At 63.7% G+C, this 22,707-nt stretch carries 21 protein-coding genes and 2 tRNA genes; 14 read left to right on the top strand and 9 right to left on the bottom strand.

Features of this window, described 5'->3' with window-relative positions; all coding sequences use genetic code 11:
• Positions 1–9: 9 nt before the first annotated feature.
• From WH265_RS07385 to WH265_RS07360, 6 genes are all read right to left on the bottom strand, one after another.
• Positions 10–86 (bottom strand) — tRNA-Met (locus tag WH265_RS07385).
• A gap of 138 nt (positions 87–224) precedes the next feature.
• Positions 225–301 (bottom strand) — tRNA-Met (locus tag WH265_RS07380).
• A gap of 169 nt (positions 302–470) precedes the next feature.
• Positions 471–1,250, bottom strand: coding sequence for an enoyl-CoA hydratase (locus tag WH265_RS07375; protein ID WP_021025456.1), 780 nt, complete (start codon positions 1,248–1,250; stop codon positions 471–473).
• Between the two features lie 148 nt (positions 1,251–1,398).
• Positions 1,399–3,234: a M61 family metallopeptidase gene (locus WH265_RS07370; protein WP_339557811.1), complete on the bottom strand. Its 1,836-nt coding sequence runs from the start codon at positions 3,232–3,234 to the stop codon at positions 1,399–1,401.
• A gap of 110 nt (positions 3,235–3,344) precedes the next feature.
• Positions 3,345–4,058 (bottom strand): DsbC family protein, encoded by a 714-nt coding sequence (locus WH265_RS07365; protein WP_021027301.1) that lies wholly within the window; start codon positions 4,056–4,058, stop codon positions 3,345–3,347.
• Positions 4,059–4,250: 192 nt separating this feature from the next.
• Positions 4,251–5,408 (bottom strand): FAD-dependent monooxygenase, encoded by a 1,158-nt coding sequence (locus WH265_RS07360; protein WP_339557810.1) that lies wholly within the window; start codon positions 5,406–5,408, stop codon positions 4,251–4,253.
• 165 nt (positions 5,409–5,573) lie between these two features.
• Here WH265_RS07360 and WH265_RS07355 point away from each other — a divergent pair, with 165 nt between their 5' ends.
• The 5 genes from WH265_RS07355 (at position 5,574) to WH265_RS07335 (ending at position 10,933) form a co-directional block, all read left to right on the top strand.
• Positions 5,574–6,455: an MOSC domain-containing protein gene (locus tag WH265_RS07355; RefSeq protein ID WP_339557809.1), complete on the top strand. Its 882-nt coding sequence runs from the start codon at positions 5,574–5,576 to the stop codon at positions 6,453–6,455.
• 89 nt (positions 6,456–6,544) lie between these two features.
• On the top strand, positions 6,545–7,639 hold the full coding sequence (ychF, locus tag WH265_RS07350; RefSeq protein WP_021027298.1) for a redox-regulated ATPase YchF: 1,095 nt from the start codon (positions 6,545–6,547) through the stop codon (positions 7,637–7,639).
• A gap of 319 nt (positions 7,640–7,958) precedes the next feature.
• The gene (locus tag WH265_RS07345; protein WP_339557877.1) at positions 7,959–8,870 is read left to right on the top strand and encodes an NUDIX hydrolase; all 912 of its coding nucleotides are present in this window, start codon (positions 7,959–7,961) and stop codon (positions 8,868–8,870) included.
• Positions 8,871–9,019: 149 nt separating this feature from the next.
• The gene (gene nadC, locus WH265_RS07340) at positions 9,020–9,889 is read left to right on the top strand and encodes a carboxylating nicotinate-nucleotide diphosphorylase (RefSeq protein WP_339517310.1); all 870 of its coding nucleotides are present in this window, start codon (positions 9,020–9,022) and stop codon (positions 9,887–9,889) included.
• A gap of 144 nt (positions 9,890–10,033) precedes the next feature.
• Positions 10,034–10,933, top strand: a complete 900-nt coding sequence (locus WH265_RS07335) for a tripartite tricarboxylate transporter substrate binding protein (protein WP_445228498.1) — start codon at positions 10,034–10,036, stop codon at positions 10,931–10,933.
• A gap of 158 nt (positions 10,934–11,091) precedes the next feature.
• Here WH265_RS07335 and WH265_RS07330 read toward each other — a convergent pair whose 3' ends face one another.
• Positions 11,092–11,625 (bottom strand): YqaA family protein, encoded by a 534-nt coding sequence (locus tag WH265_RS07330; protein WP_339557807.1) that lies wholly within the window; start codon positions 11,623–11,625, stop codon positions 11,092–11,094.
• Positions 11,626–11,943: 318 nt separating this feature from the next.
• Between WH265_RS07330 and dusB the strand changes: the two genes are divergently transcribed.
• The 5 genes from dusB to WH265_RS07305 all read left to right on the top strand — a co-directional run bounded on the left by dusB (position 11,944) and on the right by WH265_RS07305 (position 16,375).
• Positions 11,944–13,017 carry a tRNA dihydrouridine synthase DusB gene (gene dusB, locus WH265_RS07325; protein ID WP_339557806.1) on the top strand — a complete coding sequence of 358 codons (1,074 nt, stop codon included), beginning with the start codon at positions 11,944–11,946 and terminating at the stop codon, positions 13,015–13,017.
• Entirely contained in the window at positions 13,014–13,247 is a 234-nt protein-coding gene (locus WH265_RS07320; RefSeq protein ID WP_021027292.1) for a Fis family transcriptional regulator, read from the top strand. The genes dusB and WH265_RS07320 overlap by 4 nt, the downstream gene beginning before the upstream one ends.
• Before the next feature lie 78 nt (positions 13,248–13,325).
• Positions 13,326–14,924 carry a bifunctional phosphoribosylaminoimidazolecarboxamide formyltransferase/IMP cyclohydrolase gene (purH, locus tag WH265_RS07315; protein WP_339557805.1) on the top strand — a complete coding sequence of 533 codons (1,599 nt, stop codon included), beginning with the start codon at positions 13,326–13,328 and terminating at the stop codon, positions 14,922–14,924.
• Between the two features lie 105 nt (positions 14,925–15,029).
• Positions 15,030–15,518, top strand: coding sequence for a c-type cytochrome (locus WH265_RS07310; protein WP_133855271.1), 489 nt, complete (start codon positions 15,030–15,032; stop codon positions 15,516–15,518).
• Between the two features lie 146 nt (positions 15,519–15,664).
• Complete coding sequence (locus WH265_RS07305; RefSeq protein ID WP_133855272.1) at positions 15,665–16,375, top strand: Bax inhibitor-1/YccA family protein; 711 nt, start codon at positions 15,665–15,667, stop codon at positions 16,373–16,375.
• A gap of 87 nt (positions 16,376–16,462) precedes the next feature.
• Here the strand turns inward: WH265_RS07305 and hemL are convergent, their stop codons facing one another.
• Entirely contained in the window at positions 16,463–17,761 is a 1,299-nt protein-coding gene (gene hemL, locus WH265_RS07300; protein ID WP_339557804.1) for a glutamate-1-semialdehyde 2,1-aminomutase, read from the bottom strand.
• Positions 17,762–17,879: 118 nt separating this feature from the next.
• Positions 17,880–18,794, bottom strand: a complete 915-nt coding sequence (gene thiD, locus WH265_RS07295) for a bifunctional hydroxymethylpyrimidine kinase/phosphomethylpyrimidine kinase (protein ID WP_027010983.1) — start codon at positions 18,792–18,794, stop codon at positions 17,880–17,882.
• Positions 18,795–19,099: 305 nt separating this feature from the next.
• On the opposite strand from thiD, the gene WH265_RS07290 reads away from it, so the two are divergent.
• From WH265_RS07290 to WH265_RS07275, 4 genes are read left to right on the top strand one after another with little or no spacing between them, the layout of a single operon-like run.
• Positions 19,100–19,486 (top strand): response regulator, encoded by a 387-nt coding sequence (locus tag WH265_RS07290; RefSeq protein WP_021027286.1) that lies wholly within the window; start codon positions 19,100–19,102, stop codon positions 19,484–19,486.
• Between the two features lie 9 nt (positions 19,487–19,495).
• Positions 19,496–19,861 (top strand): response regulator, encoded by a 366-nt coding sequence (locus tag WH265_RS07285; RefSeq protein WP_021027285.1) that lies wholly within the window; start codon positions 19,496–19,498, stop codon positions 19,859–19,861.
• A gap of 3 nt (positions 19,862–19,864) precedes the next feature.
• Entirely contained in the window at positions 19,865–20,392 is a 528-nt protein-coding gene (locus tag WH265_RS07280) for a chemotaxis protein CheW (RefSeq protein ID WP_021027284.1), read from the top strand.
• Positions 20,393–20,430: 38 nt separating this feature from the next.
• Complete coding sequence (locus WH265_RS07275) at positions 20,431–22,698, top strand: methyl-accepting chemotaxis protein (protein WP_021027283.1); 2,268 nt, start codon at positions 20,431–20,433, stop codon at positions 22,696–22,698.
• Positions 22,699–22,707 lie beyond the last annotated feature (9 nt).

The raw sequence follows: 22,707 nt of genomic DNA, 5'->3' as shown, positions 1-22,707 counted from the left end.
GGTGGGATGTGGTGGTCGTAGTGGGACTTGAACCTACGACATCAGCATTATGAATGCTGCGCTCTAACCAACTGAGCTATACGACCGACGGACTCCATTGTAGGGGCGGATGGCTGCGATGCCGCGCGCTGGCCGCGACTTTTTCGGCAGGACTTGCAGCGGTCAACATAGATGCGCCAAAGAGAAAAGCCGCAGTGATTGTGCAATCACTGCGGCTTGAAACCTGGTGGTCGTAGTGGGACTTGAACCTACGACATCAGCATTATGAATGCTGCGCTCTAACCAACTGAGCTATACGACCGGCAGAACGAAATTATATACCGAAAATTTGGGCCGGCGATCAATGTCGCCAGGTTTTGTCAAAATTGGGCCATTTGGCGTGGCGGGCGCCGGCCGTGCCTGTACTGGCCGTGCCTGTACCGGCCGTGCCTGTACCCATTGGCCTGGCGCCAACGGCACCGCAACGCCGATCAGCTGTTGCTGAACTGGGCTGGGCGCTTGTTGACGAAGGCGTCCATGCCTTCCTTCTGGTCATTGGTCGCGAACAGCGCGTGGAACAGGCGCCGCTCGAACATCACGCCGTCGTTGAGGCTGCCCTCGAACGCGCGGTTCACCGATTCCTTGGCGGCCATCACGGCCAGCTGCGAGAAGCCGCTGATGATGATGGCTGCGCCCAGCGCCTCTTCCATCAGCTTGTCCACAGGCACCACGCGGCTGACCAGGCTGGCACGCTCGGCCTCGTCGGCGTTCATCATGCGGCCGGTGAGGGCCAGGTCCATGGCCTTGGCCTTGCCCACGGCGCGGGGCAGGCGCTGCGTGCCGCCGGCGCCAGGGATGACGCCCAGCTTGATCTCGGGCTGGCCAAAGCGGGCGTTGTCGGCGGCGATGATGAAGTCGCACATCATGGCCAGCTCGCAGCCGCCACCCAGCGCGTAGCCGCTGACAGCGGCAATGACGGGCTTGCGGATGCTGCGGATCGCTTCCCAGTTGCGGGTGATGTAGTCGCCGCCATAGGCATCGGCAAAGCTGTACTTGGCCATGGCGCCAATGTCGGCACCTGCGGCAAAGGCTTTTTCGCTGCCGGTGATGATCATGCAGCCAATGTTCTTGTCGGCGTCAAAGGCCTTGAGCGCCTCCCCCAGCTCATTCATCAGCTGGTCGTTCAGCGCGTTCAGCGCCTTGGGGCGGTTGAGCGTGATGATGCCCACCTTTTCGGCTTCGACGCGCACTTCGATCATTTCATAGGCCACGGTCTATCTCCTTGGGTTTGTGGGGCAGCAGCGGCCTGCTGGCGCCCGCATGGTCGACAGGCATCCTACACCAAGCGGGCTGTTGCGGCGCAGCAGCCTGCGCAAGATGGCGCTTTTTGGGTGCAGGTGGGCACGCCGCTATCGGCGATCAGCGCCCGTCCAGCCAGAGGTTGACCAGATTCACATCGGTGACAGCCAAGGTGACCGTATCGCTCTGGCTGGCAGTTTTTGGGGGTTTCTTGCGGCCCTTGGCTGCGGCGCTGGCGGCGCGCTCGGGCAAGGCCAGCGGCAGGCGCAGCAGGCGTTTGTCGCGGGTCACCAGGGCCAGCACCTGCTGGGCATCCCCAGCGTACAGCGGCAGGTCGTCGAGCTTGTGCAGGCGCCAGCCAATGCTGTCGCTGCTGGCTTGCAGCGGCTCGATGCCAAGCCATTCATCGCCCGCCATCATGCCGGCGGCCTCGGCTGCGCCGCCGCGCAACACCACCTTGATGCTGATGCCCGCAGCGCCCTCGGCCACGCGCAGGCCCAGCTGCTGGGCGATCTGGGGCTTGTCGGGCTGGCAATCCACGCCATGGGCCTGGAGCAGGGCGGCCACGGGCAGATCGAGCTTGCCATGCACCCAGGCGCTGATGTCGGCGGCCCAGCTGCGGCCCGTCAGCTCATGCAGCACATCGAGCAGGTCCTGCTCGCGCATCGGGCCGGCCTTGCAGCGCCGGTACAGTGCCCGCATCACCACATCCAGCCCGCTGTGGCCTGCGCGGCGCAGGCTCAGGTCCAGGCACAGCGCCACCAGCGAGCCCTTGGTGTAGTAGCTGACGGTGGCGTTGGGCGTGTTCTCATCCTGGCGGTAGTACTTGACCCAGGCGTCATAGCTCGCCTCGGCCACGCTTTGCAGATGGCGGCCCGGCGTCTGCAGCACCTGGTTCAAGGTCTTGTTGAGCAGCTTGAGGTACTGGCTGTTGTCCAGCAGGCCGGCGCGGCGCAGGACCAGGTCGTCGTAGTAGCTGGTAAAGCCCTCGAAGAACCACAGCAGCTCGGTGTAGTTCTCGCGCTCGTAGTCGTAGCTGGCCAGCTCCATCGGGCGCAGGCGCTTGACGTTCCAGGTGTGGAAATACTCGTGGCTGATCAGGCCCAGCAAGGTGATGTAGCCGCTGCTGGCCTGGGCCTCGCCCTTGCGGGGCAGGTCGCGCCGGCTGCAGATCAGGGCGGTGGAGTTCTTGTGCTCCAGGCCGCCGTAGTTGTCGTCCATGGCGTTGAGCATGAACACATAGCGCTCGAAGGGCGGCTTGCCCCGGGGGTGCCAGAGCCGGATTTCGGTCTCGCAGATCTTTTGCGTATCGGCAATGAGGCGTGCGCCATCAAAGCTGGGCGGTGCGCCGGCCACCACAAAGCGGTGCGCCACGCCATGGGCGCTGAACTCGGCGCTCCAGAACGGCCCCATCTCCACCGGGCAGTCCACCAGCTCGTCGTAGCTGCTGGCATGGTAGCGGCCAAAGCCCTGGGGGTTGGTCTGCGCGGCCAAGAGGCCGGTAGCCACCTGCCAGTGGGGCTGCTGGGCCGGCGGCTCGATGTGCAGCACCTGCAGCAACGCCTCGGTGCCATGCACACGCAAAAATACGCTGGTGCCGTTGAAGAAGCCGCGCTGGCTGTCGAGCCAGGCGGTGCGCACCGAGCTGTCGTAGGCGCAGATCTGGTAGCTCAGGGTGAGGGGTTCCGCTGCGCTGCAGTCCACCACCCAGGTGTTCTTGTTCTGCTGCTGGATATCGACCAGCTGCCCGTTCTGGCTGGCGCCGAGGCCCTGCAGCGATTTGGAGAACTCGCGCACCAGGTAGCTGCCAGGGATCCAGACCGGCAGCGACACGGTCTGCATCGCCTTGGGCCGGGGGATGTTGAGCACGACCTGGTAGAGGTGGGCATGCAGATCGATGGGCGTGATGGTGTACTGGATGGCATGCGGTGCCAGGGCGGGTGCGCTTTGGGTCATAGCCTGCAAGCGTAGCCCCAATTGCATGGTCGCGTGCCGACCCAGGAATTCAAGGGGCGCAAAAAAGGCCCCGAAGGGCCTGATGGGATGCGGGCAGCAAGCTGCCAGGCTTACTTGACGGCCTTGAGGCGCTTTTCCAGGTCGTCCGAGCCGATCGCGCCGGGAACGCGCGAGCCATCGGCAAAGAAGATCGTCGGCGTGCCGGTGATCTTGTACTTGCGGCCAAATTCCATATTGCGCTGCAGCGCGGTCACGTCGCAGCTTGAAGCGGCGGCGGGGGCATCGGTGCCCTTGAGCATGTGGCTGGCCCATTCCTTGGCCGGGTCCTTGGCGCACCAGATGTTGCGCGACTTCTCGACCGAGTCAGGGCTCAGGATCGGGTAGAGGAAGGTGTAGACCGTCACGTCCTTGACGTTTTGCAGGTCTTTCTCGAAGCGCTTGCAGTAGCCGCAGTTGGGGTCTTCAAAGACGGCAATCTTGCGCGAGCCATTGCCCTTGACGGTCTTGATCGCGTCCTTCAGGTTCAGGCTGTTGAAGTCCACCGCCGTCAGCTTGTTCATGCGGTCTTCGGTCAGGTTGCGGTGCGCCTGGGTGTCGATCAGCTCGCCCTGAATCAGGTAGTTGCCCTTGGCATCGCTGTAGAAAAGATCGGTGCCCACGCGCACTTCGTAGAGGCCCTGCATCGGCGTGGCGCTGACTTCGTCAATCTTTTGCAGCTGGGGGATACGCTCTGCCAGCGCCTTGCGGATCGCGTCTTCTTGCGCACTGGCAGAGAAACTGGCCGCGATGGCAGCACTGGCCAATACGGTAGAGAGAATTCGCATGAGAAACCTTTTTTGAATCTTGATGGTGAAAGCCTGCGCGCTGGAGAGACCCCAACGCAGGGAAAGCCGCTTGGCGGTGCACCGCTGTCCGTCTGGGCAGGAACTGCGCCTGAACGCTAAACCCCCGTCACTATGAACATTTTGGTACCGCAAGCGGCTTTTGGCCGAACGACGGTTTGTACCAGATGGGCGCTAAAAGTTCACTCCCATGGCCTGGCGGGTGACCCAGGATTTCAGCGGGCCGCTGCTCTCAAAGCCGCGCATGCCCCAGTTTCTCAGGCTCTGCAAAGGTGTCTCTGGCCTGGTAAACAATTGTTGAATGCTGTCCATCGCCAAGCCGATGGGGGCCAGGCGCGCCTTGCGTTCGCGCTCATAGCGGCGCAACAGGCGCAGGTCCGACAGGCGGCGCCAGCGCGCATCTTCGCTGGTCAGCAAGCGGGCCAGCGCGGCGATATCGGCCATGCCCAGGTTCAGGCCCTGGCCGGCCAGCGGGTGCACGGCATGGGCGCTGTCGCCAGCCAGCACCCAGCTTTGGGCCCGGGCGGTATCTTGCAAGGCGCTTCCCGGCATCGGGCCGCACCACTGGCGCGCGACCGATTGCTGCAGCGGCCAGGCGGCGCGCTCGGCGCAAACAGTGAGCTGGCCCAGCATGCCCTGGCTGGCCGATTCCAGTGCCATTGCCAGGCCTGCATCGTCCAGCGCCTTGACGCCTTCGACCTGGCTGACCGGCAGCGACCAGACCACGGCCACCTCATGGCCGTCCGGGCCGCCCAGCGGCAAAAAGGCCAGAATATCGCCAGCGGCCGAAAACCACTGGCGCGCGGCCTGGCCATGGGGGCGCTCGCAGCGCAGGCGGGTGGCAACAGCCGTCTGGTGGTAGGGGATGGTGGCGAACTCCACGCCAAATTCTTCGCGGGTGCGGCTGTGCTTGCCTTCGCAAACCACCGTCAGCGCGGCATCGACCGGGCTGCCTACCGTCTCGACCATCGGCTGGTAGCGCACGGCAGCGGCCAGTTGCGCTTCCAGCGCAGGCACATCGACGATCCAGTTCAGCGCCTCGGTATGCTGCTGCGCCGCATCAAAATGCACCTCGCCGCCCTGGTCGCCATAGACATCCATGCGGGTCACCGGGGTGGCGTACTGGGCCTCGGGCCAGCTGCGCACCGATTGCAGCACCTCGCGCGAGAGCTGGTTGAGCGCATAGGCGCGCACATCGCCGTGGCCGCTGTTGCTGGGCGCAGGCGCCGTGTCCACCAGCGCCACATGCATGCGCTCGCGCGCCAGCAACAATGCCAAGCTGCGGCCCACAATGCCCGCGCCACGGATACAAACGTCGAATTCAGAAGCCATAAGCGATCTATTGTAGTGGGGCACCGTGGCAGTGCAGCGCGCAGGTACGACTTGCCGCAGGGGGCTGGCCACCGTTGGGCGCTCAGCAGGGTGTCCCCAGATGCAAGGCGGCTATTTACTCGTTACAGTGTGGTTTGCCCAGAATCAACCCAGGCGCAGAGCAGCATGGCAAATAGCGATTTTTTTGATGTCACCGGCCATATTGGCCAATTGTGGGTTTTTCCCATCAAATCCTGTGCCGGCATCGCCGTGCAAAGCGCACGCCTGTTGGCCACGGGCCTGGAGCATGACCGGGCCTTTATGCTCGTCGATGGCCGGGGCGAATTCATCTCGCAGCGCGAAATCGCCCGCATGGTGCTGGTGCAGCCGGCCATTGCCGATGGCGTGATGACGGTCACCGCCCCGGGCATGGACCCGCTCCAGGTGGACATGGCCTTTAGCGGCCCCGAGCGCGCGGTGCGCGTCTGGGATGACCGGGTGACGGGTCTGCAGGCGCCCGATGCGGTCAATGCCTGGTTCAGCGCGTTCTTGCAGACGGAATGCACTTTGGTGCGCATGGCCCCGCAGGCGCTGCGGCTGGCGAGCAAGAAGTGGACGGGCGGGGCCGATGCGCCCACGCAGTTTGCCGATGGCTTTCCGGTGCTGGTCGTCAGCCAGGCCTCGGTCAATGAGCTCAACGAGCGCCTGCGCCAGGCGGGCGAGGTGCCAGTGGTGGCTGAGCGCTTTCGTGCCAATATCGTCGTCGACGGTTTCCAGTCGCATGACGAAGACCGCATCGAGAGCCTGTCGGTACAGCAGGGCGGCCCGGGTAGCCAGCTATGGGCCGATCTGCCCCTCGTCAAGCCCTGCGCGCGCTGCCCCATCCCCGATATCGACCCGGCCACCGCTGCGAGCGGTACCAGCGTGACCGACACTTTGCAGACCTACCGCCACGATGAGCGCCTGGATGGCGCCGTGACCTTTGGCATGAACGCCTATGTGCCAGCGGGCACGGGCGGGGTGCTGCGGGTGGGTGATGCTGTCGGCGGCGCCCTGCAGTTTGACTGAGGCCCCCCGTTAATACGCCTGGATTCGCGATTGCCATGCAGTCGGCTTAAAATACCGGGTTTGTCCGAAAGAATAGAGAAAGCACTGCCATGAGCCTCAAATGCGGCATCGTCGGTTTGCCCAATGTTGGCAAGTCCACCCTTTTTAATGCGTTGACCAAGGCAGGGATTGCCGCCGAAAACTATCCTTTCTGCACGATCGAACCCAATACCGGCGTGGTGGAAGTGCCTGATCCGCGTCTGGACCAGCTGTCCAAGATCGTCGAGCCCGAGCGCGTGGTTCCGGCCATCGTGGAGTTTGTCGACATCGCCGGCCTGGTGGCAGGCGCCTCCAAGGGCGAAGGCCTGGGCAACCAGTTCCTGGCCCATATCCGCGAAACCGACGCCATCGTGAACGTCGTGCGCTGCTTCGAAGACCCCAACGTGATCCACGTGGCCAACAAGGTGGACCCGATCGCCGATATCGAAGTCATCCAGACCGAACTCTGCCTGGCCGACTTGGCCACCGTGGAGAAGGCGCTGAACCGCTACAGCAAGGCGGCGAAGTCGGGCAATGACAAGGAAGCCGCCAAGCTGGTCTCGCTGCTGACCCCCATCCAGGCCGTGCTCGACGAGGGCAAGCCTGCCCGCATCGTGCCCGTGTCCAAGGAAGATGCGCCGCTGCTCAAGCAGTTCTGCCTGATCACCGCCAAGCCAGCGATGTTTGTCGGCAACGTCAGCGAAGACGGCTTTGAGAACAACCCGCTGCTCGACAGCCTCAAGGCCTATGCCCAAGCGCAAGGCGCGCCCGTGGTCGCCATCTGCGCCAAGATCGAGGCAGAAATGTCCGAGATGGGCGACGAAGACCGCGACATGTTCCTGCAGGAAATGGGCCTGGAAGAGCCTGGCCTCAACCGCCTGATCCGCGCCGGCTTTACCCTGCTGGGTCTGCAAACCTACTTCACCGCCGGTGTGAAGGAAGTGCGCGCCTGGACAGTGCCCGTGGGCGCCACCGCACCCCAGGCCGCTGGCGTCATCCACGGCGACTTCGAGCGCGGCTTTATCCGCGCCCAGACCATCGCCTTTGATGACTACATCCAGTACAAGGGTGAGCAAGGCGCCAAGGAAGCGGGCAAGATGCGCGCCGAAGGCAAGGAATACATCGTCAAGGATGGCGATGTGCTGAACTTCCTCTTCAACGTCTGACCGTTTTGGCGACGACACTGCCTGCGCGCACTCGCTGCGTGCTGGCGAACCCCACGAGCCCGCTGCTTTGTCAGCGGGTTTTTTCATGGCGCCTTGCGCTCATGCGCATGTGGCAGCGGGATGGCAGAGCAGCGCGGCAAGCCGTTATAAGATAGCCGCTGCTTGCCAGACTGTGGCCCCGTTGGCGGTCGCTGCAGGCGCAGCCCCGTCCATCGATTCTTGAAAGCCCCCTTTGGTGACCCCACCTGCCGCCAACACACTAGCCACTGCTGCGCCCGCGCCCCTTGCGCAAAGCGCCGCCGAGCGCGAGCAGCATTCGGTGCAGGCCGATCTGGTGGCGGTGCTGGTGGCGGTGACGGGCGGGCAGCCGCGCATATTGACCACGCAGGCGGGCGAGACGCTGCCAGCGGGGCCTTTCACCGCCAACCACCGCTCGCTGCAGGCCAGCCTGCGCGCCTGGGTGGAGACCCAGACCCACCACCCGCTGGGCTTTGTCGAGCAGCTCTACACCTTTGCCGACCGCGACCGCTCGCAGGAGCTGGGTATGCGGGCCATCTCCATCAGCTACCTGGCATTGACGCGCGAGCTGGACGATGCCGGCCAGGCCCAGCCGGGCTGGCAGGACTGGTACCGCTATTTCCCCTGGGAGGACTGGCGCAGTGGCGCGCCGGCGATGCTGGGCCAGCGCATTGCACCCGCCTTGCAGGCCTGGAGTGAGCAGGCGGCGGAGAAGGCAGCGGCCTGCGCGCGCTGGGAGCGGGCCTGTGTGAGCTTTGGCCTCGACGGCAACGACTGGAACGAAGAGCTGGTGCTGCAGCGCTACGAGCTGCTGTTTGAAGCGGGCCTCGTGGCTGAGGCCTGGCGCGATGGCATGGCGGCCCCCCAAGGCCAGACCTTGCTGGGCACGGCGATGCGCAATGACCACCGCCGCATTCTGGCCACCGGCATGGCGCGGCTGCGGGCCAAGATCAAGTACCGCCCGGTGGTGTTCGAGCTGATGGCCGACAGTTTCTCGTTGCTGCAGCTGCAGCAGACCGTGGAGGCACTGGCCGGGCGCAGCCTGCACAAGCAGAACTTTCGCCGCCTGATCGAGCAGCAGGCGCTGGTCGAAGAGACCGGCGAGATCAGCAGCCAGGGCGCAGGCCGCCCTGCCAAGCTGTTTCGCTTTCGCCGCAATGTGCTGGTGGAGCGGGCAGTGGCGGGCAACAAGCTGCCGCTGGCACGCGGCTGAGCACCCCAATTTCTCTATGAAAGCCTGATCGCAGGTGACAGGCCATCAGGGGTCAGCGCTTGACAGTATTTATGCTCAGGTCTAGCATAAATCCCCGTGCGACTGGTACAAAGCTGGCGCGCCCCTTTTTTACTCTATAAATACTCAAAATGAGCATTAATCAAACCGCTGCGCTGCCCGTTCCTCCTCTGCCCGATGTGATGCTGGAGCCGCTGGTGCGCATGGCGCTGCTCGAAGACCTGGGCCGCGCCGGTGACCTGACGACCGACACGATAGTGCCGGCTGACGCCAGAGACAGCCTGCGCCTGGTCGCGCGGCAAGCGGGCGTGCTGGCGGGGCTGGATCTGGCGCGGCTGGCCTTTCATCTGCTCGACAGCGGTCTCGTGTTTGAGCCGCTGTGCGGTGATGGCACGGTGCTGGCGCCTGGCATGGAGATCGCCCGCATCCACGGCAAGAGCCGGGCGATCCTGACGGCCGAGCGCACGGCGCTGAACTACCTCTGCCATCTGAGCGGTGTGGCCAGCGCCACCTATTCGATCGCCCAGGCCATCCAGCCCTATGGCACGCGGGTGACCTGCACGCGCAAGACCATGCCAGGGCTGCGTGCGCTGCAAAAGTATGCCGTGCGCGTGGGCGGCGGCAGCAACCACCGCTTTGGGCTGGATGACGCCGTGTTGATCAAGGACAACCACATTGCGCTGGCTGGCGATGTGGCCACCGCCGTGGGCCGCGCCCGGGCGGGCGTCGGTCATATGGTCAAGATCGAGCTCGAGGTGGACACGCTCGCGCAGCTCGATGCGGCATTGCAGCTGGGGGTGGATGTGGTGCTGCTGGACAACATGGACCTGGAGACCCTGCGCACGGCAGTGGCCATGTGCCGGGGCAAGGCCGTCACCGAGGCCTCGGGCCGCATCACGCCCGAGACGGCGCCCCAGGTGGCCGCCACCGGGGTGGACCAGATCGCAGTGGGCTGGCTCACGCACAGCGCCAAGGTGCTCGATATTGGCCTGGATGCCTGAGCTGGCCCTCAATCCCCCGAACACCTGGCATAACCTGGAAGGAGGCCTGTGATGCCCCGAGTTTTCCGACGCTTTTCCTGGTGGTGGGTCGCCAGCGCCACTGTGGCCTGCATTGCAGCTGGCCTGTGGCTGGGCGGCAGCAGCATGGCGGCGGCGCGCTTTGACAAGCCCATCACCATCGTCGTGACCTTTCCGCCCGGCGGCGGCACGGATTTGCTCGCGCGCAAACTGGGCGCCGCCTTGCAGCAGCGTATCGGCCAGACCGTGGTGGTGGAAAACCGCCCCGGGGCCAGCGGCAATATTGGCGCGCGCCATGTGGCGCAGGCCCCGGGCGATGGCAGCAGCTGGCTGATGGTGAACAGCTCGTTCGCGATCAACCCGGCCGTCTACCGCCAGCTCGATTTTGACCCGCGCCAGGATTTCAAGGCCGTGTTCAATGTGGGCACGATCGCCTCGGTGCTGGTGGTGCCGCAGGCCAGCGCGCTGCACAATCTGGCCGATGTGCGCGCTTCGGCGCAGCGGCTGCAGCTGCCGTTTGCGTCTTGCGGCAATGGCACGCCACAGCACCTGGCCGGTGAAATGCTGGCCCAGGCCGCGCAGCTGCATTTGCAGCATGTGCCCTACAAGGGCTGCGGGCCGGCCATCACCGCCGTGGCCGCCGGCCAGGTCGCCATGGGCATGGTCACCGCCAGCAGCGCAGCGCCGCTGATCGAGGCCGGCCGTGTGCGCGCCATTGCCATCACTGCGCCCCAGCGCCTGGCGCAGTGGCCCCAGGTTGCCACTGTGGCCGAGCAAGGTGCAGCCGGTTTCAGCGTGGAGCAGTGGCATGGTCTGTTGGCGCCTGCCGCCACCAGCGATGCGGTCGTGCAGCACATGCATGCGGAGCTGGCGCAGATCCTGGCCGAGCCTGCGATGCAGCAGTGGCTGCGCGATCAAGGCTACACGCCGGTGCAGCAGAGTGCGGCTGAGTTTGGGCGGGTGATTGCCAGCGATATCGACCGCTATGCGGCCGTGGGGCAGCAGCTGGGCCTGCGGGTGGATTAGAGTCGCCAACACAACCCTTGATACGTCGTTACCAAGCCTTGTCGTACGTCTGTACTGCCTGCGGCTTGGCGCCTAGTCTCAACCGCAAACCTTCGGCTTGCTGGATCGTGTTAGCGACTCTTAGTGCGGCAGAGGTGGGCGCCGGGCTCAGCGCGACTTCACGAAGGCCAGAAATGCAAAATGGTGGCCGTCATCACCAGATAGCGCAAAAACTTGCCCACCGCCATATAGAACACGCAGGGCCAGAACGGCAGGCGCAGCCAGCCGGCGACGGCGCAGAGCGGATCACCGACGATGGGCAGCCAGCTGAGCAGGCAGGCCTTGGCGCCAAACTTGCGCAACCAGATGCGGGCCATGCGCTGGTGGCGGCTTTGCTTGTTGGGTGGGGTAGGGGGCTGGCTGGGGTCGGTGGGGTCGAGCCCAACCTTACGCAGGCTGCGGGCCTTGTACCAGGCGGTGCGGGCCAGCGCGCCGGTCCACCAGCTGATGGCGCCGCCCAGGGTGTTGCCGGCGGTAGCCACCAAGATGGCCTGCCAGAACAGATCGGGGTTCAGGTGTAGCAGGCCGGCCACAGCGGGCTCGGAGCCGAGCGGCAACAAGGTGGCCGAGATCAGGGCCACGATAAAGACCGTACTGAGCCCGAACTGCGGCAGGGCCAGCCATGTCAGCAACTGTTGAATCCAAGCTTCCATGGCTGCCAGTGTAGCGGCTGGGGGCCGCCCGCCAGCGGCGCCGCGGACCGCTGCCGTGTCAGTCAAGAGGCCGAAAAATGCCATCTGGACAAGCGCTTGCGGCCGAGGCGTTGGAGCGCTCACTGCGGCTGCCAAGCGCGCCTTTGGGGCGTCTCTGGGGCGTTGCCAGTGGGCGCCCCGTCGCCCATTTTTTGGGCATTCCCAAATGTCAAGCGGGTAGATTGGATGTTTGCTACTTTTTTAAGCAGTACAATCTGCCCCTTCCCCTCACCACAACAACCAGCACTTCGGTGGCGAAGTGCTCGCTTTTTGCATTCCATGTCCGTCCACATCGGTCCCTATACTCTGGCCAACAACGTGTTTGTGGCGCCCATGGCGGGCGTGACGGACCGGCCTTTTCGTCAGCTGTGCAAGGCGCTGGGGGCGGGGTATGCGGTCAGCGAGATGGTGACCAGCCGCAAGGACCTGTGGGACAGCCTCAAGACCAGCCGCCGCGCCAACCATGCTGGCGAGCCTGGCCCGATCTCCGTGCAGATCGCAGGAACCGACGCGCCGATGATGGCCGAGGCGGCGGTCTACAACATCGAGCGCGGCGCGCAGATCATCGACATCAACATGGGTTGCCCGGCCAAGAAGGTCTGCAACAAATGGGCCGGCTCGGCGCTGATGCAAAACGAGCCGCTGGCCGTCGAGATTGCTGCAGCCGTGGTGGAGGCTGCCGCCCCCCATGGCGTGCCGGTGACCTTGAAGATGCGCACCGGCTGGAGCGATGACCACAAGAATGCCGTGCAGCTGGCGCGCCAGTTCGAGCAGGCGGGCATCCAGATGCTCACCGTGCATGGCCGCACGCGCGAGCAGGGCTACCGGGGCCTGGCCGAGTACGACACGATCCGTGCCGTCAAGCAGGCGGTGTCGGTGCCGGTGGTTGCCAATGGCGATATCACCAGCCCGGCCAAGGCGCGCGATGTGCTGGCCTTCACTGGTGCGGATGCGGTGATGGTGGGACGGGCGGCCCAGGGCCGCCCCTGGATTTTTCGCGAGATCGTGCATTTTCTGCAGACCGGCGAGCTGCTCGCGCCCCCCTTGGTGGCCGAGCTGCGCCGCCATCTGCTCGAGCACCTGCAGGACCACTATGCGCTGTACGGCGAGAGCACGGGCGTGCGCTCGGCGCGCAAGCACATTGCCTGGTATGTGCGCGATCTGCCGGGGGGCGATGCGTTTCGGCGCGAGATGAATGTGATTGACAACAGTGCGGCGCAATGGCAGGCCGTAGCCGATTACCTGTTAGCCCTGGGGCAACAGATGGACCGGCTGCCTGGCATGGCACCAGCACCAGAGGCCAGCGGGAGTGCGATGGCCCAAGCAACAACAATGAGTGATGACTTTGTATGAGTAAGACGACGATTGAGCAGTCCGTGCGGGACAGCCTGCAGACCTATTTTCAGGATCTGGAAGGCGAGGTGCCGGACCGCGTGTACGAGATGGTGGTGCGCATGGTGGAGCGCCCGATGCTGGAGGTGGTGATGAACCACGCCGACAACAACCAGTCACGGGCCGCCGAGTGGCTGGGCCTGAACCGCAACACGCTGCGCAAGAAGCTGGTCGAGCACAAGATGCTCTGACTCGCGCCCTGATTTCAGTGCTGCTTGCGCCCGCTGCGCATGCGGCACAAGCCTGTTTCTATCTTTGAAGTGATTGACATGAAAGCCCTGATTTCCGTTTCCGACAAAACCGGTATTGTCGAGTTTGCCCAGGCCCTGCATGCGCTGGGCGTGCAACTGCTGTCCACCGGTGGTACCGCCAAGCTGCTGGCCGACCAGGGCCTGCCCGTGACCGAGGTGGCCGAGGTCACCCGCTTCCCCGAGATGCTCGATGGCCGCGTCAAGACCCTGCACCCCATGGTGCACGGCGGCCTGCTGGCCCGCCGCGACCTGCCCGAGCACATGGCTGCGCTGAAGGAACACGGCATCGAGACCATCGACCTGCTGGTGGTGAACCTCTACCCCTTCGAGGCGACCGTCGCCAAGGCCGGCTGCACCCTGGCCGATGCCATTGAGAACATCGACATTGGTGGCCCAGCGATGGTGCGCTCGGCCGCCAAGAACTGGAAGGATGTGGGCGTGATCACCGCCGCCGACCAGTACGACGCGGTGCTCGCCGAGCTGAAGGCCGGCGGCAAGCTGAGCAACCAACTGCGCTTTGCACTGTCGGTGGCCGCATTCAACCGCATCAGCCAGTACGACGGCGCGATCAGCAACTACCTGTCGTCGGTTACCTTCGAAGACGAAAAGCTGTCGGAAGAATACGTGCCCGAGCGCGCTGCCTTCCCCGGCCAGAGCAACAGCCAGTTCATCAAGATCCAGGACCTGCGCTATGGCGAAAACAGCCACCAGCAAGCGGCCTGGTACCGCGATCTGTACCCCGCACCCGGCTCGCTGGCCACGGGCGTGCAGCTGCAAGGCAAGGAGCTGAGCTACAACAACATCGCCGATGCCGATGCCGCCTGGGAATGCGTCAAGAGCTTCGAGGTGCCGGCCTGCGTGATCGTCAAGCACGCCAACCCCTGCGGCGTGGCCGTGGGTGCCGATGCGTTTGAAGCCTATTCCAAGGCCTTCCAGACCGACCCGACCAGCGCTTTTGGCGGCATCATCGCCTTCAACCGCGCAGTCGACAAGGCAGCGGCCGAGGCCGTGTCCAAGCAGTTCGTCGAAGTGCTGATGGCCCCTGAGTTCAGCGCCGAAGCGCTGGAGATCTTCAAGTCCAAGGTCAATGTGCGCCTGATGAAGATTGCGCTGCCCGCTGGCGGCAACAGCGATTGGGAGCAGGGCCGCAACGCCGTTGAATCCAAGCGCGTGGGCTCGGGCATCCTGCTGCAATCGGCCGACAACCATGAGCTGCAACTGGCAGATCTGAAGGTGGTGACCGTCAAGCAGCCCACCCCGCAAGAACTGCAGGACCTGCTGTTCGCCTGGAAGGTGGCCAAGTTCGTCAAGTCCAATGCCATCGTGTTCTGCAAGAACGGCATGACCATGGGCGTGGGCGCTGGCCAGATGTCGCGCCTGGATTCGGCCCGTATCGCGTCGATCAAGGCAGAAGCGGCCAAGCTGTCGCTGCAGAACACCGTCGTGGCGTCGGACGCCTTCTTCCCCTTCCGTGACGGCCTGGATGTGGTCGTCGATGCCGGCGCCACCTGCGTGGCCCAGCCTGGTGGCTCGATGCGCGACCAGGAAGTGATCGACGCTGCCAACGAGCGCGGCGTGGCCATGGTGTTCACCGGCGTGCGCCACTTCCGCCATTGATGACACAGGCGGCGCCTGCCAGGGCGCTGCCTCTTTTCACCCAGGGCCGTGAACCTGCGCGTTCGCCGGCCCGTTTTCAGCGCTGGCCCCCGGGCCGTTTCCAGCATGAGCGATTCGCAGCACCCAGACCCGCAACCCAGCACCGATCCCGACAACGACACCCCGCGCCGCTCGCGCTGGCTCGGTGTGTTGATCGTGGCCTTTGCCCTGGTGGTGGGCCTGGGCATGTTCAATATCGGGCGGCTCATCATCCGGCCCAAGCCCGAGGTGACGGCGGCCGACCGCCTGATCGAAGCCAGCCCGCAGCTGCAAAAGGGGCGTGACCTGGTCACCCGCAGCAGCGACTGCATGCGCTGCCACACGATGGAGCTCGATGTGGTGGGCCCTGGCTTTCGCAACATCGCCAAGCGCTATGCCGGCCGTGACGATGCCGTGCCCTATCTGGCCGGCAAGATCCGCGAAGGCAGCGTGGGCGAATGGGGCCGCATTGTGATGCCGCGCCACCCGCAGATCACGCAGGAGCAGGCCGAGCTGATGGCCGGCTGGCTGATGGCGCTCAGTCCCGCCAAGACCCCGGCTGCCAGCCCGCCTTGATGGCCTGCTGCAGCGATGCTCTGGAGCCCGCTTCTACGCGGGCTTTTTTGTGCCCAGTGGCAATGCCCGTAGGCAGGGCCTGGAAAGGCCCAGCTTTGTAAAGCAAATCTGCGATACTGCTTCGACATAGACCTGAAGGAGGATGCATGAACTTTCCCGAATACGCCGGCCACGGCGGTGGCCTGACCGAGGCCAACAGCCGTGGTCAATTCATCAAGGCGGCTTACAGCCATCTGGCCGTAGCCATCTTGGCTTTTGCCGTGCTGTCGTTTGGCCTCTACGCCAGCGGCGCATCGTTTGCGATGCTCAAGATGCTGGGTGTCAGCAAATGGGGCTGGCTCGCGGTGATGGGCGCCTTCATGGTGGTGGGCTGGCTCGCCACCAATGCGGCGGACAATTCGGAAAGCACCGGCGTGCAGTACCTGGCGCTGGGCGGCTTTGTGTTTGCCGAGTCGCTCATTTTCGCGCCGATGCTGGCGATGGCCAGCATCATTGCCCCCGGCTCCATCCAGGCGGCATCGGTTGCCACGCTGGCACTGGTCGCAGGCCTGACCTTCACGGCCTTCACCAGCAAGAAGGACTTCTCCTTCCTGGGCGGCTTCCTGAAGATCGGTGGCCTGGTGGCCATCGGCATCATCCTGGCCGGCGTCGTGTTCGGCTTCAAGCTGGGGATCTGGTTCTCCGGCGCGATGGTGCTGTTTGCCGGCGCTTGCGTGCTGTATGACACCTCGCAGATCATGCGCCACTACCCTGCAGACCGCCCCGCTGGCGCGGCCCTGCACCTGTTCGCATCGGTGGCCCTGCTGTTCTGGTATGTGCTGCGCCTGATCATGCAACTGGGTGGCAGCGACGACTGATCGCCTGCGACAGACCACAAAAAAACCTCGGCATGCCGAGGTTTTTTTATGCCCGCCAGAAGCGCTGGCGGAGGAGGGGGGCGTGGCTTACAAGGTCTTGAAGACTTCGCGGGCCGCTTCGATCGTGGCCTGGATGTCGGCATCGGTATGCGCGCTGCTGACAAAGCCGGCCTCGTACAGCGCTGGCGCAAAGTAGTGGCCGCGCGCGAGCATGCCATGGAAGAACTTGTTGAACAGCGGCTTGTCGCTCTTCATCACTGCCTCGTAGTGGCTGGGCAGCTCGGGCAGCAGGAAGAAGCCGAACAGTCCGCCCTGGTGGTCCACGCTGAAGGGCACGCCGGCGGCATCGGCCTCGGCCTTGAGGCCGGCCATCAGCTGGCCGGTCCTGGCATGCAGCGCTTCATGGAAGCCCGGCTGGCTGATCAGCGCCAGGGTCTGCAGACCGCAGGCGGTGGCAATCGGGTTGCCCGACAGGGTGCCGGCCTGGTAGACCGGGCCCAGCGGCGAGAGCTTTTCCATGATCTCGCGGCGCGCGCCAAAGGCGGCCATCGGCATGCCGCCGCCAATCACCTTGCCCAGCACGGTGATGTCGGGCTTGAAGCCGGGGATCTGCTGCGCATACAGGCTCTGCGCGCTGCCCAGGGCGACACGGAAGCCGGTCATCACCTCGTCGTAGATCAGCAGCGCGCCATGTTCCTTGGTCAGCTCGCTGATGCGGCGGGTAAAGGCGGTGCTGGCGCGCACAAAGTTCATGTTGCCGGCAATGGGCTCCATGATCACGCAGGCGATCTGGCCGTCGTACTTGGCAAAGGCCTCTTCGAGCTGGGCAATGTCGTTGTACTCCAGCACGATGGTGTCCTGCACCACATGGCTGGGCACGCCTGCCGAGGATGAAGCGCCAAAGGTGGCCAGGCCCGAGCCGGCCTTGACCAGCAGCGCATCGGCGTGGCCGTGGTAGCAGCCGTTGAACTTGATGATCTTGTTGCGGCCGGTAAAGCCGCGCGCCAGGCGGATCGCGCTCATGCCCGCTTCGGTGCCGGAGCTGACCAGGCGCACCATGTCCATCGACGGCATCAGCTTCAAGATGGCTTCGGACAGCGCGATCTCGCGCTCGGTCGGCGCGCCGAAGGAGAAGCCTTCGAGCAGCGCGGCCTGCACGGCGCTCAGCACCTGCGGGTGGCCATGGCCCAGAATCATCGGGCCCCAGGAGCCGATGTAGTCCACATACTGCTTGTCATTGGCATCAAACAGGTGCGCGCCCTGGGCACGGGCAATGAAGGCCGGCGTGCCGCCCACCGCATTGAAGGCCCGCACGGGCGAGTTCACGCCACCGGGGATCACCTGGCGGGCACGTTCAAACAACTGGGCGTTTTTATCGATCGTCATAAGGGGCTCACATCTACACTGGCCATGGATTGTCGGCCAAGCGGGCGCTTGGGGCTGTCAATCCGGTATTCACTGCACTGGAATGCGCAGGCTTTTGAACCGATTCTTTGAACAGGTTTTAGAGCGGGCGGGTATCGATATCGCCACCCTCGTCGCCCGCTTCGCTCTCGTCTTCGTCTTCATCATCGGCATGCACCCAGAACAATCGGTCAGGCACGGTCTTGCCCATGCCGGGGCGCAGGCCGCCTTCGAGGCATTTGTCCAGGTAGGTCATCGCTTCTGCCGTGGCGTCGCTCAGGGGCACCTCGGTGGCCAGCAAGGCCGTGAGGGCGGCGCTCAGGGTGTCGCCCGCGCCGATGAATTCGGTCTCGAACAGCTCGAACTCGCCGCTGCCATAGATGGTATCGGCCGAGGCAAGCACGTTTTCCACATGCTGGTCAGGGGTGGGGATGCCGGTCACCAGCACAAAGGGCACGCCGTGGTCGGCGGCTGCCTTGGCCAGGTCGCGGGGGCTGGGGCGGTGCTCGGAGGTGCGCTCTGGCAGCAGCCAGCGCCACAGCAGCCCATAAGCCCCGACCAGCACGGTCACCTGAGGCAGCAGCAGCTCCTGGTAGGCGTCCAGGTAGTCGTCGATCAGCTCGCTGTCCCACCAGGCCATGCCGGCGACATAGGCCACCACCGGCACATCCGGGTAGTCGTTGGTTACTTCTGCACACACACGTACATTTTCAATCGAGCCCAGAAAGCCCAATTTGATTGCGCGGATCGGAATGTCCTGTAACACCGTCTGCGCCTGTTGTTGTACCGCATCATCAGACAGCGGGTAAAAGTCGATGGTGTCGAGGGTGTCACGGATCAGGGCACCGGTCACCACGGTGCAAGGGTGACCGCCCATCGAGGCCACGGCCAGCGCATCGGCATTGGTGCCGCCTGCGCCACTGGGGTCATTGGCGTTGATGCACAGGATACTGGCGGTATCGATGGTGGCTGCCAATGTGCTCTCACTGGGGCTGGATTCTGGCTGGTTTGTCAAGGAGGATGTCATAGGTCAACGAGATAGGGCACATTGGTACGGGAATCACCGTTAAATCTGTGTTGAAAAGCTACAATCGTTGCATTCTATGTAAAGCCTCTGTAAGCTTTTCAAAATTAGGAGCAGGGACGACGGGTGCAGTGTACGCGCTGTGGTGCAAAATGCATCTCCAGCACATGCGGATTCGTCGAAAGAAAAATTGCCATAGGGCGTATGTGTTCAATGCAAACGGGTGGGAGGGGCTTTGTCAGCCTTGGCTGCCGCGTGCATTCACATTTCATGACATGCAATGAGGGGGGTGGCCGATGACAGTTTCCGCAGACAACTTCAAGGTATTGGTGGTCGACGATAGCAATACCATTCGCAGAAGTGCTGAGATTTTTCTGAAGCAGGGCGGCTACGAGGTGCTGCTTGCCGAAGACGGCTTCGACGCCCTCTCCAAAATCAACGATTTCAAGCCGGACATGGTGTTTTGCGACATCCTGATGCCAAAACTGGACGGCTACCAAACCTGCGCCATCGTCAAGCGCAATGATGCTTTTGCATCGACACCCGTGGTCATGTTGTCGTCCAAGGACGGCGTCTTTGACAAGGCCCGGGGACGAATGGTGGGGTGTGAAGACTACCTCACCAAGCCATTTACCAAAGATCAATTACTGGAAACCGTCGGACGTTTCGTTGCCGAGCGTTAAGGAGGGGTCGTGCCTATTCAAAAAGTTCTTATCGTTGATGACTCAAAAACTGAATTGATGTTTTTGAGCGATCTGCTTGTTCGCCAGGGTATGGTGGTGCGCACTGCGCAAAACTCGGACGAGGCGATGCTGCGCCTGTCGGAAGACCGCCCTGACCTGATTCTGATGGACGTGGTGATGCCCGGACAGAACGGCTTTCAGCTGACCCGTCTGATCACCCGCAGCCCCGAGTATGCGGATATCCCGATCATCATGTGCACCAGCAAGAACCAGGAAACCGACCGGGTCTGGGGCATGCGCCAGGGCGCGCGTGGCTATGTGACCAAGCCGGTGGATCCGGCCGAGCTCAAGGCCAAGATCGAGGCACTGGGATAAGGCATGGCACAGCGCGAAGACTTGCGAGAGCTGCAAACCCGGCTGGCCGATCGTCTGAGCCAGGCACGCAACCAGACCGCAGTAGGTGCCTCGTGGTTGGCCGTCAAGATCAGTGGCAAGAACTTTCTGCTGCCTTTGAGCCAGTCTGGCGAAGTGCTGGGCTGGAGCGGGGTGGAGCCTGTACCCTACACCAAACCCTGGATGCTTGGCGTGACCAGCATCCGGGGTATTTTGTTGACGGTGGTGGATTTGGCCCGCATGTTGGGCCTGCCCGTCGCGCGCAGTGAGCAGGTGTTTGCCGGGGCCTCGGTGGTCGCGCTCAACCCCATGATGGGCGTCAATGCCGCACTGTTTGTCGAGCAGCTCGAAGGCTTGCGCGGCAGCAATGATTTCTCGCAATCCAAAGACAAACCGGCCGATGCGCCGGAATTTTTTGGTGCGCTCTACCTATCCGCCAATGGCGAGCAGTGGCAGGAACTCAACCTGCAGCTGCTGGCCAATGCGCCCGATTTTCTCGATATCACGGTTTAGTGCGGGGCTTCCGCGGCTTCATCCTTTTCGGTATTTGTATGTTCAACAAACTATTCAAACGTAAAGAAGACGTGGCAGACCCAGGTGTCAGCATCTTCCCAGATGGTGACCAGGTGATGCTCTCCGAAGGTTCGACCGGCGACGGCCTGCCGCCCGCCAAGACGGCGGCAAGCGCCTCGGGCGCTGCGGTGCAGGACGATTACATGGCCCAGCTGGTCGAAGGCGATACCGCCAGCGAAGACCTGGTGACCTTGCCCATCCTGGGCGCTGCTCCGGCTGCCAAGCACCAGAAGACCTTGCTGACCATCGTGGTCGTCGGTCTGGTGGTGTTCTTTGGCCTGGCGGTGTGGGCGATTTTGCAGTCGCGCACCACCGGTGGCCAGCTGGCCGCGACCGGCCAGGCCCTGACCCAGTCGCAGCGTCTGGCCAAATCGGTGGGCCAGGCCGTCAACGGTAACGAGCAGGCCTTTGTCGAAGTGGCAGAAGCCTCGTCGATTCTGAAAAAGAACATCGACGGCCTGAACATGGGCTCGGACGACCCGGCCATCAAGGCGCTGGGCAGCTCCTACGCCGAGGTGCTGGCACCGCTGGTGGAAGCCTCGGACCGCACCGCCAGCAAGAGCGATGCGGTGGTCAAGCAAAAGGCCTCGCTGGTCGCGATGAACAAGGACTTGCAGGCTATTCACAAAAACACCCAGACCCTGCTGGAGCTGAGCGAGGCGGTGGTGAGCCTGAAACTGCAGCAAGCGGCACCGACCGCTGAAATTGCCGCCGCCAGCCAGCTGGCCATGCTGACCCAGCGTATCGGCAAGTCGGCCAACGACTTCCAAAGCGCCTCGGGTGCGAATGCCGAAGCGGTGTTCCTGCTGGGCAAGGACTTGAACACCTTCAAGGAAATCGTTGCCGGTCTGCTCAATGGCAGCGCCGAGCTGCGCCTGAGCCCTGCCCGTGACGGCGCCGTGCGCGACAAGCTGCTGGAGCTGTCGGCCCAGTACGACATCACCCTGAAGGACGGCTCCTCGGTGCTGAGCAACCTCAAGGGCATCTCGGAGGCCCGTGAGGCCGAAGTCTCGATCCAGTCGGCCAGCGATCCGCTGCGCAAGGGCCTGGAAGTGCTGCAGGCTGACCTGAACAGCTGGTCCGACCGCGTCTGGCTGTACCTGGTGGGCATTGTGCTGGCCGCCTTGCTGGTGGGCCTGGGTGTCTGGGGCCTGGTGCGTCTGCAGCTGGCAGACAGCTTGAACCGCCGCCGCTCTGCCGAATCGCTGCAGCAAGAAGCCACGCGCCAGGAGCAGGAGGCCAAGCGCCTCAACGACGCCAACCAGGCCGCTATTTTGCGTCTGATGAACGAGTTGCAGTCCGTCGCTGAAGGGGATCTGACCCAGGAAGCGACCGTGACCGAGGACATCACCGGCGCGATTGCCGACTCGGTGAACTACACGGTGGAAGAGCTGCGCATGCTGGTGGGCAGCGTGCAGAACACGGCGACCCGCGTGGCGCAAACCACGTCGACGGTGGATTCCACCTCGACCGAACTGCTGGCCGCCTCGACCGAGCAGCTGCGCGAGATTCGCGAAACCGGCAAGTCCATTCTGGACATGGCAACCCGTATTAACCTCGTGTCCTCGCAGGCGCAGGAATCGGCCTCGGTGGCGCGCAAATCGCTGATGGCTGCCGAGTCCGGTCTGCAGGCCGTGGAAAACGCGATCGGTGGTATGAACTCCATCCGTGACCAGATCCAGGACACCTCCAAGCGTATCAAGCGCCTGGGCGAGTCCTCGCAGGAGATTGGTGAAATTACCGACCTGATCTCGGACATTACCGAACAGACCAACGTGCTGGCGTTGAACGCGGCCATTCAGGCGGCGTCCGCTGGTGAAGCCGGTCGCGGCTTCTCGGTGGTGGCCGAAGAAGTGCAGCGCCTGGCTGAACGCTCTGCCGATGCAACGCGCCAGATCTCGGTGCTGGTGAAGGCGATTCAGACCGACACCCAGGACGCGGTGGCCGCTATGGAACGCTCGACCCAGGGTGTGGTGGAAGGGGCCCGTCTGTCAGACAGCGCCGGTACGGCACTGGCGGAGATTGACCGTGTGTCGCGTGAGCTGGCAGATCTGATTCAACAGATTTCGCGTTCCGCGTCCGATGAAGCCGTTCAGGCCAATGATGTGGCGGAGAATATCCAGCATATTTTTGCGGTGACGGAGCAGACCAGTGATGGCACCCGTACCACGGCGCAGCAGGTGCGTGAGCTGTCGCAAATGGCCGAGGAACTGCGCCAGTCGGTGTCTCGGTTCAAGATTGCCTGACCCCATGCC

Origin of the sequence: Comamonas sp. MYb396, assembly GCF_037479555.1 — a bacterium.
Lineage (GTDB): Bacteria > Pseudomonadota > Gammaproteobacteria > Burkholderiales > Burkholderiaceae_C > Comamonas.
This window is presented reverse-complemented; position numbering and strand designations above follow the sequence as displayed.